The following is a 15186-nucleotide window of genomic DNA, read 5'->3' as shown; positions in this document are numbered from 1 at the left end:
CCATGTCGCCCTGGTACGGGCTCGCCTCCATACGCGCCCCGGATCCCCTGTCGGATCCGGGCCGCTTCTGCGTTCCCCCGGCACAGGTCGTCAGTAGACGTCCGTTATTCGAGAATCCCGAGCACCTGCTGACCACCTGCCGGGATTCCGGGAGAGGCGTCCGCCCGCTCCGCGCTCCGGTCCCGCCGCCCGCTCCGCCCGTTCCGCGGTCGGGCTCGCTCCGCGCTCCGGTCCTACCGCCCGCAGGGGGCGTTTCCGCCTCGTTTGACACACACCCGTCGCGGAAAACGCCTCGGAGTGAGGAAAAGCTGTGAGAACACCCGCATGATTCCGCCGATGTGAGGTAGATTCGTAGCGATCAACCGATCGTCTCCCGTTTCGACGGGGGGCACTTGCACACGATCAGGGGACTGGGTCCGAGTGGCCAGCCCGGAAGGACTAAGAGATGTCACTGAACAAGACTGAGCTCGTCGCGAAGATCGCCGCTGAGACCGGCCAGAGCCAGGCAGCGGTCTCCAGCGTTGTCGACGGGCTGTTCGCGGCCGTGTCCGAGACCGTCGCCGCTGGCGAGAAGGTCTCGATCCCCGGCTGGATCTCCTTCGAGACCGCCACCACCGCCGCTCGCACCGGCCGCAACCCCCGCACCGGCGAGACCATCGAGATCCCCGCCGGCAAGCGCGTCAAGGTCTCGGTCGGCAGCAAGCTGAAGGCCGCGGTCAAGTAAGGCCCCCTGCTTTCGCGAAGCCCCCGGACGCTCGGCGTCCGGGGGCTTCGTCGTTCTCGGGCGCGGCGCGAACGGCCGTTCTCGGTGAAGCGGAGGGGCCGCTCAGACGGTGCGCTCCCCGAGGAGGCGGCTCAGCTCGTCGAGCTGACTCGGATCCTCGAGCGCCGAGCCCACCGCGACCATGCGCGCCCCCGCCGCGAGGTAGTCCGCGGCGTTGCTCGCGTCGATCCCGCCGGTGGCCACCAGCGAGAGGTCGGGGAAGGGCCCCCGGATGGCGCGGAACCAGGCCGTGCCGAGCGCGGTGGCGGGGAAGGCCTTGATCCAGCCGAAGCCGGCCGCGCGGGCCAGCTGCACCTCGGTGGGCGTGGCGACACCCGGGATGAAGGGGATGCCGCGCCGCTCCGACTCGTGCGCCAGACGCACGTCGAGCCCGGGCGCCACGGCGAAGTCGACGCCGATGCCGGCGATGGTCGCGAGCTGCGCCTCGTCGACGACGGTGCCGGCGCCCACCGCGCGGCCGCGCTCGCGACCCGCCGCCACGACCGCCTCCAGCGCGGGCACGAACTCGGGGGTCTGAATGGGCACCTCGACCATGTCGATGCCGAGATCCCAGGCCCGCGTCGCGAGCGCGACGGCCTGCGCCGGGGGCATCCCCCTGAGGATCGCCATCACCGGGCTTCGGTCCATGAGCCTCGAGAGTTCCTGCTGCGCGTTCATCGGTTCTCCTTCGCGAGGGGCGGGCTGTCGGGTGCGGGGCGCAGCGGCGCATCCGCGGCGGCCCAGATGCGGGGCGCCTCGTCGAGCAGCGAGTCCAGGCGCGGCAGGGCGGGCACGTCCGAGGTGATCTTGATGGCCTCCCGGGCCGCGAGGTGACCCGCCATGAGCGCCCGGCGGGTCGGAAGCCCCCGGAGCTCGGCGGCGAGATAGCCCGCCGCGAACGCGTCGCCGGCTCCGACCACCTCGGTGACCTCGGCGGGCGGTGCGGGTACGCGGGTGACCCCCGCGGCGGTGTAGGCGCAGGCCGCCCGGGGCCCGTCCTTGACCACGAGCTGGGGCACGGCGGGCAGGAGCGCGCGCACCTCGTCGGGGGTGGCGGTGTTCCAGATGCGGTGCGCCTCGTCGAGGCCGACGAAGACGATGTCGGCCTTGGCCGCGAGTGCGTGCAGCCGGGCGCCGGCCTCCTCAGCGCTCCAGAGGGGAGGCCGGTGGTTGATGTCGAAGGAGACCCGCCGCCCGGCCGGCCGGGGCGCGTCGAGGAGCTCCTCGACCAGGGCGTCCGCGCCGGGCGACAGCGCGGGCGTGATGCCGGAGAGGTGCAGGAGCCTCGTCCAGGCCGGCAGCCGCCCGCGGTCGCGGGGCGACATCGCCGACGCGGCCGAGCCCTGGCGGTAGTAGGTGACCCTGGTCTCGCCCGAGGCCTGATCCTTCAGGTACAGGCCGGTGGGGCGGATCTCGTCGAACTCGACGCTGCGGGTGTCGACGAGGTGCTCCGCGATGAGGTCGTGCACGAAGTGCCCCAGGGGATCGTCGCTCAGCCGGCTCCACCAGCCCGCGGAGATGCCGAGCTGGGCCAGGCTCATCGCGACGTTCGACTCGGCGCCTCCGATGCTCAGTCTGAGCGCGGTGCCGGGGTCCGTGAGCGGGCCGGGCGGGGTGGGGGCGACCATCACCATGGTCTCTCCGATGCAGAGCACCTCGACTTCGGGGGGCTGCGGGCCTCGCTCGATGGGGAACTCTGTCACGTCGCTCTCCTTGCGGGTGTCTCGGGGCGGGCTGTCTCGCCTCGGTGCCGTAACAGCCCCGCAGCAACACTGTAACCAAATGCGTCTTGATTTTGGAATAGGCTTCCAGAATATAATGAACTGCCCGCTACTCGACAACAGCGTCGAGTGACAACCAGGAGGAATTATGCGAGTGAAGCCCTCACGCATCAGCGGCGGCATCGCGGTGATCGCCACGGCGGCGATCGCGATGACGGCGTGTTCTGCTCCGGACTCAGGCGGCTCCGACGGCGATCTCTCGGGTACCGAGATCAACGTCCTCGCGCTGCAGGATCCGTTCTTCTACGCGCTGGAGGAGGTGCTGCCCGAATTCGAGGAGGAGACGGGCATCACGGTCAATCTCGAGGGTGTCGACTACGACACCCTCAACTCCCGTGCGACGAACTCGTTCACGGCGAACCAGGGTGACATCGACGTCATCGCGCCCGACTCGATGTGGCTCTCGCGCTTCGCGGAGTCGGGGTGGCTCGAGCCGCTCAGCGAGCGGATCGTCGAGGACAACGACGAGGTGCAGATCGAGGACTTCGTGCCCGCCTCCCTGCACAGCCTCAGCGAGTGGAAGGGCGAGCTCTACACCCTGCCGGTCGCGACGTACGGCGCCGCCGTCTTCTACCGTCCCAGCGTCTTCGAGGCGCTCGGGATCGAGGCTCCGCCGCAGGAGGCCTCCGAGGACTGGACCTGGGACCGGTACATGGAGATCGTCGAGCAGATCCAGGGGCAGAACGTCGACGGCACCGACATGTACGGCACGGTCGTGCTCGGGTCGGGGCCGCAGCCCATCAACCACATGTACACGCAGCTCGCCGCGAGCAAGGGCGCGCGCTGGTTCGAGGCCTTCCCGGACGCCTCGGAGTGGGATTTCACGCCCACCTGGGACTCCGAGGAGAGCGTCGAGTCGATGGAGTTCTACCGCGAGCTCTACAAGAACTCGCCCGCCGAGTCGATCAACTATCTCTGGTTCGACGCCGGCACCCGCTTCGGCTCGGGCGACGTCGGCATGATGTACCACTGGACGCCCTACTCCTACCTGGTGCAGCGCACCGAGTACATGGGCACGACCGAGTCGGCCGCGGTCGACGACTACGCGCTGGCGGCGATGCCCCAGGAGCCGGGTCAGGACCAGGTGATCAACATCGGCGGCTTCGCCTTCGGCGTGGGCGCCAACTCCGGGAAGAAGGACGCGGCCTGGGAGTTCGTGAAGTGGGCGAGCAGCGCCGAGACCCAGAAGAAGATGGCCCTGCTCGACATGCGGCAGTTCTCCGACTTCAGCCGGGCGTCGCTGTACGAGGACGCCGAGCTCGTCGAGGCGTACCCGAGCCTGCCCGTGCAGCTGGAGATGATCAACGAGGGCAACGGCAAGACGGTGCGCCCGCCGATCCAGAACTACGCGACGCTCGAGCAGAGCATCGGCAACACGCTCAACAAGATGCTCGTCGACGACATGACGGGCGAGGAGACCGCCGAGCGGATCAACTCGGACCTCGCGTCGATCCTCGAGGAGGAGGGCTTCATCCCCTGGGAGGGCGAGAGCTACGACGCCCCCCGCGACGGCACGGAGCCGCTGCTCCAGGAGCTCGCCGGTTGATCCGAGCCGGGTGCCCGGCCGCATGGGCCGGGCACCCGTCCAGGAAGGAATGCACGTCTTATGGCTGACAAGCTGCACACCTCGGCGCACCCGGTGGTAGCGCCGCCGGGTTCGTCACGGAGCCGGCGCTTCTTCAGCGGACCCGCCCCCTGGCTGATCCCCAGCATCCTGGTGCTGCTGATCGTGAGCCTCTACCCGCTGATCTTCGCGGTCTTCAACAGCTTCCGGTTCTACAACCTCGGCGTCTCAGTGGAGCCCGGCGGTTTCGTGGGGTTCGCCAACTACGCGCGTGCGCTCGGCGACCCCGACTTCCTCGGCGCGATCGTCAACACGCTCACCTTCTGCATCGTCGTCACCGCCGTCGAGATGGTGCTCGGCGTCGCGCTCGCCCTGCTGCTGCGCGAGCGCCTCGTCGGCGTCGGCGTCGCCCGCGCGATCCTCATCATGCCCGTGGCCATCGCCCCCGCCATCGCGGGTCTCACCTTCCGCAGCATGTACACCTCGGGCACCGGTCTCGTGCCCGCCGTCATGGAGAAGCTCGGGATCCACGTGCCGGAGGCCGGGATCCTGGGCGATCCCGCGAGCGCGATGCCGGCCCTCATGATCACCGACATCTGGCAGTGGACCCCGTTCGTCGCGCTGATCGCGCTCGCCGCGCTGCAGGGCGTGCCCCAGGACGTGGTGGAGGCCGCGAGGGTCGACGGGGCGGGCGGGTTCAGGATCCTGAGCTCGATCACGCTCCCGATGATCGGCACGGCGCTCGCGACGGTCGCGCTGCTGCGCTTCATCCAGTCGTTCAACGTGTTCGACATCATCTACGTGCAGACCCGGGGCGGCCCCGGCGGCAGCACGACCACCGTCGGCTTCGAGATCTTCATGGCGGGCCTCAACAGCTACAACATCGGGTTCGCCTCGGCGCTGACGATGCTCGCGTCGATCATCGTGGGCGTGTTCATCAACGTCTACTTCGTCGTGTCGAACCGCAAGGGAAGGACGCGGAATGTCTAGAGTCATCCTGCGGGTGCTGCAGTACGCCCTCCTCATCATCGCGTCGCTGGTGTTCCTCGCTCCGGTCCTCTGGATGCTGCTCATGGCCATCAGGCCGACGGACATCACCGCGAACGAGCCGCTGCAACTCGTCTTCACGCCGGACTTCGGGCCCTTCGCCTACCTGTTCTCGTCGGGGGGCGGCCTGAGCTCACTGCTCGCGAGCGTCGTGCAGGCCGGCCTCGCCACGCTCGTCGCCATGCCGCTCGCCATCATGGCCTGCTACGGCCTCACGCGCTGGCGCTATCGCGGCAGGAACCTGCTCGGGATGTGGTACCTCAGCCTGATGCTCGCCCCGCCCGTCGTCTTCGTCATCCCCCTCTTCATCATGCTCACCACGATCGGCGTCGTCGGCACGAACTGGGCCGCGGTGATCGCGTTCCAGACCTTCTCGATCCCGCTCGCGGTCCTGCTGCTGCGGAGCTTCTTCGAGGAGCTCCCGGTCGAGATCGAGGAGGCCGCGCTGCTCGACGGCTGCTCCCGCTGGCGGATCCTGGTGCAGGTGTTCCTCCCGGTGCTCAGGCCCGGGCTGCTGGTCGCCGGGATCTTCGTGTTCTGCTTCGGCTGGAACAACCTGCTGTTCGTGATGCCGCTGACGAGCGGGGACAGCATCCCCCTCACCGTCCGCGCCCTGAGCTTCTACGCCACGAGCGGCGTGAACTGGACCTACATCGGCGCCACCGCGGTGATGAGCATGATCGTGCCCATGCTCCTCTTCTTCATCTTCCGCAGGCACATCGTGAGCGGCCTCACCTTCGGCGCGGTCAAGTAACCACCAGTTAGGAGAACCACCATGACACAGCACAGGCTTCTGATCGGCGGCGAGTGGGTCGATCCCGCCGGCGGCGAGTCCTTCGCCGCGTACAACCCGGCCACGGGCGAGCGCCTGGCGGACGTCGCGCTCGGCACCGTCGAGGACGTCGACCGGGCGGTGCGCGCGGCGCGCGGCGCGGCGGCCGAGCTGGCGGCCACGAGCGTCGAGCAGCGCGCCGAGTGGTGCGAGGCGGTGGCGGCCGCCATCGTCGAGCACGCCGACGAGCTCGCCCGGGCCCTCAGCGAGGATCAGGGCAAGCCGCTCGAGGCGGAGGCGCGCGGCGAGATCCTGACCGCCGCGAAGGGCTTCCGCGACGCGGCCGGTCACGTGCGTCACCTCGACGGCGTCGTGCCGCACGCCGAGAACCCCAATAAGAAGGTGCTCAGCGTGCGCCGCCCGCGCGGCGTGTACGCGGTGATCACCCCGTGGAACTTCCCGGTGAACATCCCCACCGAGTACCTGGCCCCGGCGCTCGCCACCGGCAACGCCGTCGTGTGGGTCCCGGCCCCGTCGACCTCGCACGTGGCCGTGAGGTTCGCGGAGGTGCTCGCGGCCAGCGGGATCCCCGCCGGCGCCCTGAACCTCGTCACGGGCCCCGGAGACGTGGTCGGCGACGCGCTGGTCGGGCACCCCGACATCGACGGCGTCGGCTTCACCGGCTCGACCGCGACGGGGATGTCGATCGCGAGGCGGGCCGCCGGGAAGCCCCTGCTCCTGGAGCTCGGCGGCAACGGGCCGACGATCGTGCTCGACGACGCCGATCTTCCCGCCGCCGCGAAGGCGATCGCGGCGGGCGCCTACTTCAACGGCGGCCAGGTGTGCGCCGCGACCGAGGTCGTGCTCGTCGAGCGGGGCGTGCACGACGAGCTCGCCGCGCTCGTGCTCGAGGAGACGCGGAGCATCGTCAGCGGCGATCCCGCCGATCCCGGCACGACGATGGGGCCGCTCAACAACGAGGCGACCGCGGCGAAGATGGACGCGCACATCCTCGACGCGGAGGGGCGGGGCGCATCGGTCGCCGCCGGCGGCCGCCGCGACGACCCGAGCAGCCTCTACTACGCTCCGACGGTGCTGACGGGCGTGCCGGCGGAGGCCGACGTCGTGCGCTACGAGAGCTTCGGCCCGATCGTGCCGCTGGTGCCGGTCGACTCGGCCGAGGAGGCGGTCGAGATCGCGCAGGCGCCCCAGTTCGGGCTGTGCAGCGCGGTGTGGAGCCGCTCCGCGGCGCGCGCCTTCGCGGTGGCGGAGCGCCTCCGCACGGGCATCGTGAACATCAACGACGCCTCCACCTACTGGGAGATCCACATGCCGTTCGGCGGCGGCAGCGGGACCATGTCGGGTCTCGGCCGCCTCGGCGGCATGCACACCCTCCTCGAGATGACCGAGATCAAGACGATCACGTTCGACGTGACGACGTTCTGACCGGCGCTCGGGGGACGCGCGACGAATCGCGCAGTGCGGCGCATCGGCGGCACGACGAACAGAAGAACGACGACGAAAGGAACGATCGAATGACTGAGAAGCTCAAGGTCGGAGTGGTCGGCCTCGGGATCTGGGGCCAGAACCACCCGCTGGTGTACGACGACTACCACCGCAGCGAGGTCGCCGTGGTCTGCGACATGAACGAGGAGCGGGCCCGCGAGGTGGCCTCGAGGATCGGCTGCGACTGGACGACGAGCGTGGACGAGCTCGCGTCGAGCGACATCACCACCTTCAGCGTGGCGACCCCCGACCACGCCCACTTCGGCCCCGTCTCGACGCTGCTCGAGGCGAACAAGAACGTGCTCGTCGAGAAGCCTCTGACCACCTCGCTGGACGAGGCGAAGGAGCTCGTGCGACTCGCGGAGGCCTCGAGCGGCCTGTCCATGGTCGACTTCCACCTGCGCTGGGACCCCCAGTGGTCGATGGTGAAGGACACGGTGGCGTCGGGCGAGATGGGCAAGCCCCACATGGGCTACATCCGGCTCTCGGACGCCATCGAGGTGGCGGAGAAGTGGCTGTCCTGGGCGGGCCGCTCCGGCCCCCACTGGTTCCTGTTCCCGCACCTGTTCGACCTCATGACGTGGATCATCGACGAGGTCCCCGAGACGATCTACGCGACGGGGCACAAGGGGATCCTGCAGCAGAAGGGCGTCGACACGTTCGACGCGATGCAGGCGATGGTGTCGTTCCCCTCGGGCGCGAACGTCACCTTCGAGACGTCGTGGGTGGTGCCCAACTCCAACCCGAGCGTCACCGACTGCCACATGGTGCTCTACAGCGAGACCGGGAAGATCGAGTACGACCAGGACTTCTCGGGCATCTCGTTCGCCACCCCCGAGAAGTACTCCTACCCGTGGGTGCCCCTCGGCAAGCGGGACCGCTGGGGCCAGCTGAACCACTACATGTACTCGCCGATGAAGTACTTCGTCGACTGCGTGCTCGACGGCAAGACGCCCGAGTGCACCTTCCGCGAGGGCATGGTCAACACCGCCATGATCGAGGCCTGCCTGCGCTCGATCGAGACCGGGCAGCCCGTGAAGCTCGCCGACCTGCTGGGCTGACGATCGGCATGGAGCGCCACGAGGCCGTCTGGGAGCTGCACTGCGTCGCGTGCGGAAGGATCCACGCGGACGGGCACGCATCCCCCTGCCTGAGCTGCGAGGCGCCGGTCTCCGCGCGGCGCCGCGGCGGCGCGTTCAGCGTGCGCGAGGGGGCTCCGGGGATCTGGCAGTACGCCGAGCCGCTGGGCCTGGATCCCGAGGGATCCCGGTTCAGCCTCGGCGAGACCATGACCCCGCTGCTCCCGGACGCGAACCTCGCCGAGCGGCACGGCCTCGCGTCCGCCCACCTGAAGCTCGACCATCTGTGCCCGACCGGCTCCTTCAAGGACCGGGCGGTGGCCGCGGGGGTCGCGCAGGCCGCGGCGCAGGGCAGCAGGGGCATCGTGTGCGCGTCGAGCGGCAATGCGGCGGCCTCGGCGGCCGCCTACGGCGCGAGGGCCGGCATCCCGGTCGTCCTGGTGATGCCGGCCGGCACCCCGCCCGGCAAGCTGCTGGCGAGCGGCGCGTACGGGGCCGTGCAGCTGCTCGTCGAGGGCGACTACAGCGTCTCCTTCGCCGTGGCGAAGGAGCTGGGTCGCCGCTCCGGGTTCGCGAACGTGACGACCACCTACGTGAACCCGGCCGCGGTCGCCGCGCTGCGGAGCACCGCGTACGACCTGTTCCGTCAGCTCGGCGAGGCGCCCGACGCGGTGATCGTGCCGACGAGCGCGGGGCCGCTCGTGCACGGCGTGGTCGCCGGGTTCGAGGATCTGCGGGACTGGGGCCTCGTCGACGCGGTTCCCCGCGTCATCGCCGCGCAGCCCGAGGGCTGCAGCCCGATCGCCAGGGCCTGGGACCGGGGCGAGGACCGTGTGACCGAGTGGGAGCGGGTGACGACCGACGTGTCGGGCCTCGACGACCCGCTGCGGGGCTACGCGCACGACGGCACGCTCACGCTCGAGATGGTGCGCCGCTCGGGCGGATCCGCCATCGCGGTGCCCGACGCGCGCACCGCCTCCGAGCGACGCACCCTCGCGGAGCGCTCCGGCGTGCACGTCGAGCCGGCGGGCGCCATCGGCGTCGCCGCGCTGACCGGGCTCCGCGAGCGCGGGCTCGTGTCGGCCGGGGAGCGCGTCGTCTGCCTGTTGACGGGCGCGGGGTTCAAGCGCCCGCTGGAGACGGAGCGCGCCCCGCTCCGAGCCGCCTCGATCGAGGCGGCGCTGGAGCTCGCGGAGGCGGCGGAGGCCGTCGGGACCGCGGCGGAGCCGCGCCGGGAGACGATCCGGGACTGAGCCGGACGCGTCGGCCGGCGACCCGAGAACTGGAGAGAAGCAGTGAAGAGCCCATTCGTCATCAAGCGAGGAACGGTCATCGACGGCACGGGCGCGCCCGCGGCCCGCCTGGACGTGCGCGTGCGCGACGGCGTGATCGTCGAGGTCGCGCCCGCACTCGAGCCCGGCGCCGACGAGCGGGTCGTCGAGGCCGACGGGCGCGAGGTGCTGCCGGGCTTCGTCGACGTGCACTCCCACGACGACGCCGCGCTGCTGCGCGAGGCGGCGATGGACCCCAAGCTCTCGCAGGGGGTCACCACCACCGTGATCGGCAACTGCGGGCACGGCTGCGCCCCGACGGGCGACCGCGCGATGATCGAGGAGTACTCCCGGCCGGTGCTCGGAGACTTCCCGGAGCAGGATTTCGGCAGCTTCGGGGAGTTCATCTCCGTGCTCGCCGACGCCCCGCTCGCGCTCAACTCGGTCGCTCTCGTGCCCCACGGCCCGCTGCGCGCCGCCGTGACCGGACCGCAGCGACGCGCAGCCGGGGGAGCGGAGGTCGACGCGATCTGCGGAGGCCTCGACGAGGCGCTGAGCGCCGGCGCCGCCGGGCTCTCCTTCGGGCTGATGTACTCGCCGGGCAACGCGGCGGATCCCGATGAGCTGCGCCGGATCGCCGAGACCGTGGCGCGCCGGGGCAAGCTGCTCGTCGCGCACGTGCGGAACGAGGCGGATCGGCTCGAGGCCTCGCTGCAGGAGTTCCTCGACCTCGGCCGCGCGACCGGATGCGCGCTGCACGTGAGCCATCTCAAGGTGACGGGCCCGGGCAACTTCGGCACGATGCCGCGCGTCATCGACCTGCTCGACCGTGCGCGCGACGAGGGGCTCGATGTGACGGCGGACGTCTATCCGTACTCGGCGGGCAGCACGACCGCGGTCACGCTGTTCCCCTCCTGGTCGGCGGACCGGGGCGCCGCGTCACTGCTCGAGGCGCTGTCCGACCCCGAGACCCGGCGCCGCGTGCTGCGGGAGCTGCGCGCGCCCTGGGACGGCCCGCTCGAGAACTACTTCGCCTCGCTGGGACCCGAGAAGCTGCTGCTCGCGGGATTCGTGCGAGAGGAGAACCTCCCGTTCGAGGGCCGTCCCCTCAGTGAGATCGCGGCGCGGCGCGGCGCGGACCCCGCCGACTGCCTCGCCGACCTCATGCTGGAGGAGGCCGCGGGCCTCACGGTCGTGCTCTTCCAGACCGACATCGCGGGCATGGAGACGGCCCTCGCGTGGCCGCACACGCTCGTCGGGTCCGACGGGCTGCCCCGCGAGCGCGGCTACGTGCATCCCCGGCTCTTCGGCACCTTCCCGCGCGTGCTCGCGAGGTACGCCGGGCCGGGGCGCCCCCTCGGGCGCGAGGAGGCGGTGCGGCGGATGACGGGCGCCTCCGCCCGCCGCTTCGGCGTGGAGGCCGGGGTCGTCGCCGAGGGCATGCCGGCAGACCTGCAGATCATCGACCCCGGGTGCTACGGCGACACCGCCGACTTCGCCGACCCGAGGAGCCTCACGACCGGGGTGGAGCGCGTCTTCGTGGCGGGCGAAGCCGCCTGGGAGGGCGGGCGCCCCACGGGGGTCGCGGCGGGAACCCAGCATCGGGTCTCGAGGATCGGAGCATCGCGGTGACGGTGCGCGCGGATGCGGTGATCGTCGGTGCGGGGGTGGCCGGCCTGTCGCTCGCCGCGGCCCTGGCGCACCGCCGGGACGTCGTGGTGCTGGAGGCCGAGGCGAGGATCGCCGTGCACTCGTCGGGGCGCTCGGCCCGGCAGATGCAGCCCTCCTACGGACCCGACCACATCCGCGCCCTCACCCGTCGCTCCATCGAGATCATCGGCGGGATGGAGAGCGGGCACGGGACGGAGATCCTGACCCCGAGGTCCCTCGGCTGGGTGGCGAGGCCGTCGGGCGTCGGCCCGCTCGAGCTGATGCTCGAGCACCTCCCCGCGCTCAGACGCGTGGAGGGCGCGGAGCTCGCGGCTGAGCTGCCGCTCGCCGATCCCGACGTGTACCGGGCGGGGGCGATCGACGAGGACGCGTACGAGGTGGACGTCGATCGCCTCCTGGACGCCTACCTGGCCGACGCCACCGCCGGCGGCGCCGAGGTCGTGACCTCCGCCGCGGTGGAGCATCTCGAGCGCCGCGGCGGGCGGTGGGAGATCCGTACCGCCCGAGGCCGGTACTCGGCCCCCGTGGTGGTCAACGCCGCGGGGGCCTGGGCCGACCGCGTCGCCGGTCTCGCGGGCGTCGAGCCGCGGGGCATCCGCAGCTACCGGCGGACCGTCGCGCTGACGTCCTCCGGGCTGGACGCCGGCCTCGCGCACGCGCCGATGATCTCCGACGTCGAGATGGACTTCTACGCCCGGCCCGCCGGCGGGGCGCTGCTGCTGTCCCCCTCCGACGAGGAGCCCGTGCAGCCCGGCGACGCGCGGCCCGAACCCGCGACCGTGCGCCGCGTCCTGGAGCGGGCCCGGAATCGACTCGCCGTCCCCGTGCCCGACGTCGAGCGCGCGTGGGCGGGACTGCGGTGCTTCAGCGATCGGGAGGTTCCCGTCACCGGCTGGGATCCCGCCGCGCCCGGTTTCGTCTGGCTCGCAGGCCAGGGCGGGTATGGTCTCCAGACAAGCGCCGCGCTTGCGGAGGCTACCGCCCAGACGATCGCAGCGACTGCGGAGCGTTCGTCTCCCGAGAGAGAGGCTTGAGCTGATGACAGAAGGAGCAGCCGTCGACGAGCGGCCGGCGGAGGCCGAGCAGCGCACGGTGAGGCGCGGGCCCGATGGCGCGAAGGCGGTGGACCGCACGGCCCGCCTGCTGATGGAGCTCGCCGAGCATCCGAGGGGGGTGACCCTGGCGGAGCTCGCGCGCCGGCTCGGGGATCCGGTGCCGACCGTCCACCGCGCGCTCGCCACCCTGCGCGCCTACGACCTCGTGCGCGAGACCGTCGACGGCAACTACGCGATCGGCGTGTCCGCTGCCGTGCTCGCGGGAGCGCTGGCCGAGGGGCTCGACCTCAGGGCCGAGGCCGGGCCCCAGATGGCCGCGCTGCGGGACCGGACGGGCGAGACGATCCACCTCGGCGTGCTCTCGGGCGCGCAGATCGTCTACGTCGAGAAGCTCGACAGCCCGAACGCGGTGCGCATGGTGTCGCGCGTCGGCGGCACGAACCCCGCCCTCACGACGGCGATCGGGGTGTCGATCCTCGCCGCATCCGATCAGGAGACGATCGACCGCACCGTCGAGCTGTCGCGGGTGCAGTACGCCGACGCGATCTCGCCCGACCGGTTCGAGGCCGCCCTCGACGCCACGCGCCTCCGCGGCTACGGCACCGACCTCGAGGTGAACGAGCCCGGCATCTGCTGCGTGGGGGCCGCGATCTTCGACATCACCGGGGCTCCCGTCGCCGGCATCAGCGTCTCCACGCCCACGCTTCGCTTCGACCGCGACCGGGTGGAGGATCTCGGGCGCACGGTGAGCGGGGCGGCGGCGGAGATCTCCCGACGGCTGGGGTACCGGCCGCCGACCGGAGAGTCGGCCTGACCCGGGCGCACCGGCAGGGCCGCACCCTCGAAGACCACTGGAATAACAGGAACGGAGCACACGATGAACGAGCAGCGCAGCGGCAAGAGCGAGGTCTCGACGCAGAACGCCCCCACCCCGATCGCGCCCTTCTCGCAGGCGGTGAGGGCGGGCGACCTCGTCTCGATCTCGGGTCAGGGCCCGCAGGATCCCGCGACCGGGGCCTACCTGCACCAGGGGGACCTCGCCGCGCAGACCCGGAGAACCCTCGACAACATCCGCGCCATCGCGGAGGCCGCGGGCGGCGGCTTCGACGACATCGTGTCCCTGCGCGTGTTCCTGACCGAGCGCGAGCACTTCGCCGGTATGAACGAGGCGTACGGCGAGTACGTGCGGGAGTTCTGCCCCTCGGGGGTGTTCCCCACGCGCACCACGATCTTCGTGACGCTGCCCCACGAGGACATGCTCGTCGAGATCGACGCCCTGATGGTGCTCGAGGCGCGGTAGCGACCAGGACCGACCCGAAGGAGATCCCCATGCCGGTCATCGTTCCCGACCCCGTGATCACCCCGGCCGCCAAGGGGTTCCCCGAGGAGCTCTGGGGCCGGCGCCTCTCCCGGGTGGGGGAGGCCGGCCTGCGGCGGTCGCGGTTCCAGACGCCGGTGATGACGCTCGACGTCGCGGCGGTGCGGCGCAACGAGAGGCGCCTGCTCGACTGGGTCGGCGAGCACGGCGCGCAGCTCTTCCCGCACGGCAAGACGACGATGGCGCCCGCCCTCTGGGCGAGCGCCATCGAGGCCGGGGCACGGGGGATCACCTTCGCGACGCCCTGGCAGGCGCGCGCCGGCTTCGAGCACGGGGTGCAGCGCGTGCTGCTCGCCAACAACCTCGTGGACCCGGTCGCGATCCGCGGTCTGTCACGCTGCCTCGACGAGTCGCCGGACCGCCGGCTGACGGTGTGGGTCGACTCCGAGCGCGCGGTCGGGATCCTCGAGGAGGAGCGCCTGCGCGCCGGGGCGCGGGCCCCGATCGACGTGCTCGTGGACGTTGGCGGCCCCGGCGGCCGCACCGGGGCCCGCGCCCTCGACGAGGTGCGCGCCGTCGCGGCGGCCGCGGCGGCGAGCTCGACGCTGCGTCTAGCGGGGGTCGCGGGGTGGGAGGGGCACTTCGGGGCCGACCGCGCCCCGGCCACGCTCGAACGGGTGCGCGGGTACCTGCGTCGCGTCGGGGAGGCCGCCTCGCGGGTGGTCCGGGACGGTCTCGTGCGCGACGGCGTCCCGATCGTCTCGGCCGGGGGCAGCGCGTACCCCGATCTCGTGCTGGAGGAGCTCTCGGCGCTGGTGCCGGAGGCGACCGTCGTGCTGAGGTCGGGCGCCGCGCAGATCCATGACGACGGGCTGTACTCGCGGGTCTCGCCCCTGCGCGGGGGCGGCCGCGCGCTGACGGCGTCGATGCGGGTCTGGGCGCGCGTCCTCAGCGTTCCCGAGCCGGAGCTCGCGCTGCTGGACGCGGGCAAGCGCGACCTGGCGTTCGACGTCGACCTGCCCGTCCCGCTCGGGATGGCGGCGGGCGCGGCGCCGGGGGCGGAGCCGGGCTCTTCCGCGGCGGGCGTCCCCGCCCTGAGCGTCTCGGCGCTGAACGACCAGCACGCCTTCCTCCGCGGCGCGGGGGTCGCCGATCTGCGCCCGGGAGACGTCGTGCCGCTCGGCATGTCGCACCCCTGCACCGCCTTCGACAAGTGGCCGATCATCGCGACCGTCGAGGGCGCCGACGATCCGGATCCGCTGATCACGGGCGCCATCGCCACGCTCTTCTGAGCCCCGGCGCGCCCCGGCGGTGAGCCCCGGCGAACCGCCGAGCCCCGGCGACTCGGCGAGTAGGGCG

14 protein-coding genes are annotated in these 15186 nt (G+C 71.8%); 12 read left to right on the top strand and 2 right to left on the bottom strand.

Annotated elements, in window-relative coordinates; translation table 11 throughout:
• Window positions 1-445 precede the first annotated feature (445 nt).
• Entirely contained in the window at window positions 446-724 is a 279-nt protein-coding gene (locus JD276_RS06380; RefSeq protein WP_200114826.1) for an HU family DNA-binding protein, read from the top strand.
• Window positions 725-826: 102 nt separating this feature from the next.
• Here the strand turns inward: JD276_RS06380 and JD276_RS06375 are convergent, their stop codons facing one another.
• Window positions 827-1441, bottom strand: a complete 615-nt coding sequence (locus tag JD276_RS06375) for a bifunctional 4-hydroxy-2-oxoglutarate aldolase/2-dehydro-3-deoxy-phosphogluconate aldolase (protein ID WP_200114825.1) — start codon at window positions 1439-1441, stop codon at window positions 827-829.
• Entirely contained in the window at window positions 1438-2466 is a 1029-nt protein-coding gene (locus tag JD276_RS06370) for a sugar kinase (protein WP_307866486.1), read from the bottom strand. Before JD276_RS06370 ends, JD276_RS06375 begins: the two co-directional genes overlap by 4 nt.
• Before the next feature lie 172 nt (window positions 2467-2638).
• On the opposite strand from JD276_RS06370, the gene JD276_RS06365 reads away from it, so the two are divergent.
• The 11 genes from JD276_RS06365 to JD276_RS06315 all read left to right on the top strand — a co-directional run bounded on the left by JD276_RS06365 (window position 2639) and on the right by JD276_RS06315 (window position 15119).
• Complete coding sequence (locus JD276_RS06365; protein ID WP_200114824.1) at window positions 2639-4090, top strand: ABC transporter substrate-binding protein; 1452 nt, start codon at window positions 2639-2641, stop codon at window positions 4088-4090.
• 60 nt (window positions 4091-4150) lie between these two features.
• On the top strand, window positions 4151-5098 hold the full coding sequence (locus JD276_RS06360) for a carbohydrate ABC transporter permease (protein ID WP_200114823.1): 948 nt from the start codon (window positions 4151-4153) through the stop codon (window positions 5096-5098).
• A complete protein-coding gene (locus JD276_RS06355) occupies window positions 5091-5909 on the top strand; it encodes a carbohydrate ABC transporter permease (protein WP_200114822.1) in 819 nt (272 codons plus the stop codon). Before JD276_RS06360 ends, JD276_RS06355 begins: the two co-directional genes overlap by 8 nt.
• Before the next feature lie 21 nt (window positions 5910-5930).
• Window positions 5931-7373: an aldehyde dehydrogenase family protein gene (locus tag JD276_RS06350; protein ID WP_200114821.1), complete on the top strand. Its 1443-nt coding sequence runs from the start codon at window positions 5931-5933 to the stop codon at window positions 7371-7373.
• Between the two features lie 89 nt (window positions 7374-7462).
• Entirely contained in the window at window positions 7463-8494 is a 1032-nt protein-coding gene (locus JD276_RS06345; protein WP_200114820.1) for a Gfo/Idh/MocA family protein, read from the top strand.
• Window positions 8495-8502: 8 nt separating this feature from the next.
• Window positions 8503-9765 carry a pyridoxal-phosphate dependent enzyme gene (locus JD276_RS06340; RefSeq protein WP_200114819.1) on the top strand — a complete coding sequence of 421 codons (1263 nt, stop codon included), beginning with the start codon at window positions 8503-8505 and terminating at the stop codon, window positions 9763-9765.
• Window positions 9766-9807: 42 nt separating this feature from the next.
• On the top strand, window positions 9808-11415 hold the full coding sequence (locus JD276_RS06335) for an N-acyl-D-amino-acid deacylase family protein (RefSeq protein WP_200114818.1): 1608 nt from the start codon (window positions 9808-9810) through the stop codon (window positions 11413-11415).
• Window positions 11412-12488 carry an NAD(P)/FAD-dependent oxidoreductase gene (locus tag JD276_RS06330; protein ID WP_200114817.1) on the top strand — a complete coding sequence of 359 codons (1077 nt, stop codon included), beginning with the start codon at window positions 11412-11414 and terminating at the stop codon, window positions 12486-12488. Before JD276_RS06335 ends, JD276_RS06330 begins: the two co-directional genes overlap by 4 nt.
• A 4-nt stretch (window positions 12489-12492) precedes the next feature.
• The gene (locus JD276_RS06325; RefSeq protein ID WP_200114816.1) at window positions 12493-13323 is read left to right on the top strand and encodes an IclR family transcriptional regulator; all 831 of its coding nucleotides are present in this window, start codon (window positions 12493-12495) and stop codon (window positions 13321-13323) included.
• Window positions 13324-13386: 63 nt separating this feature from the next.
• A complete protein-coding gene (locus tag JD276_RS06320) occupies window positions 13387-13809 on the top strand; it encodes a RidA family protein (protein ID WP_200114815.1) in 423 nt (140 codons plus the stop codon).
• Between the two features lie 29 nt (window positions 13810-13838).
• A complete protein-coding gene (locus tag JD276_RS06315; protein WP_233615406.1) occupies window positions 13839-15119 on the top strand; it encodes an alanine racemase in 1281 nt (426 codons plus the stop codon).
• Window positions 15120-15186 lie beyond the last annotated feature (67 nt).

Source organism: Leucobacter chromiisoli, assembly GCF_016522505.1.
Taxonomy (GTDB): domain Bacteria; phylum Actinomycetota; class Actinomycetes; order Actinomycetales; family Microbacteriaceae; genus Leucobacter; species Leucobacter chromiisoli.
This window is presented reverse-complemented; position numbering and strand designations above follow the sequence as displayed.

Excerpts from the sequence above, each read along its gene's own strand:
- JD276_RS06315 (WP_233615406.1), top strand. The coding sequence starts at position 13,839 with ATGCCGGTCATCGTTCCCGACCCCGTGATCACCCCGGCCGCCAAGGGG.
- JD276_RS06375 (WP_200114825.1), bottom strand. The coding sequence starts at position 1,441 with ATGAACGCGCAGCAGGAACTCTCGAGGCTCATGGACCGAAGCCCGGTG.
- JD276_RS06360 (WP_200114823.1), top strand. The coding sequence starts at position 4,151 with ATGGCTGACAAGCTGCACACCTCGGCGCACCCGGTGGTAGCGCCGCCG.
- JD276_RS06350 (WP_200114821.1), top strand. The coding sequence starts at position 5,931 with ATGACACAGCACAGGCTTCTGATCGGCGGCGAGTGGGTCGATCCCGCC.
- JD276_RS06380 (WP_200114826.1), top strand. The coding sequence starts at position 446 with ATGTCACTGAACAAGACTGAGCTCGTCGCGAAGATCGCCGCTGAGACC.
- JD276_RS06320 (WP_200114815.1), top strand. The coding sequence starts at position 13,387 with ATGAACGAGCAGCGCAGCGGCAAGAGCGAGGTCTCGACGCAGAACGCC.
- JD276_RS06355 (WP_200114822.1), top strand. The coding sequence starts at position 5,091 with ATGTCTAGAGTCATCCTGCGGGTGCTGCAGTACGCCCTCCTCATCATC.
- JD276_RS06345 (WP_200114820.1), top strand. The coding sequence starts at position 7,463 with ATGACTGAGAAGCTCAAGGTCGGAGTGGTCGGCCTCGGGATCTGGGGC.
- JD276_RS06325 (WP_200114816.1), top strand. The coding sequence starts at position 12,493 with ATGACAGAAGGAGCAGCCGTCGACGAGCGGCCGGCGGAGGCCGAGCAG.
- JD276_RS06340 (WP_200114819.1), top strand. The coding sequence starts at position 8,503 with ATGGAGCGCCACGAGGCCGTCTGGGAGCTGCACTGCGTCGCGTGCGGA.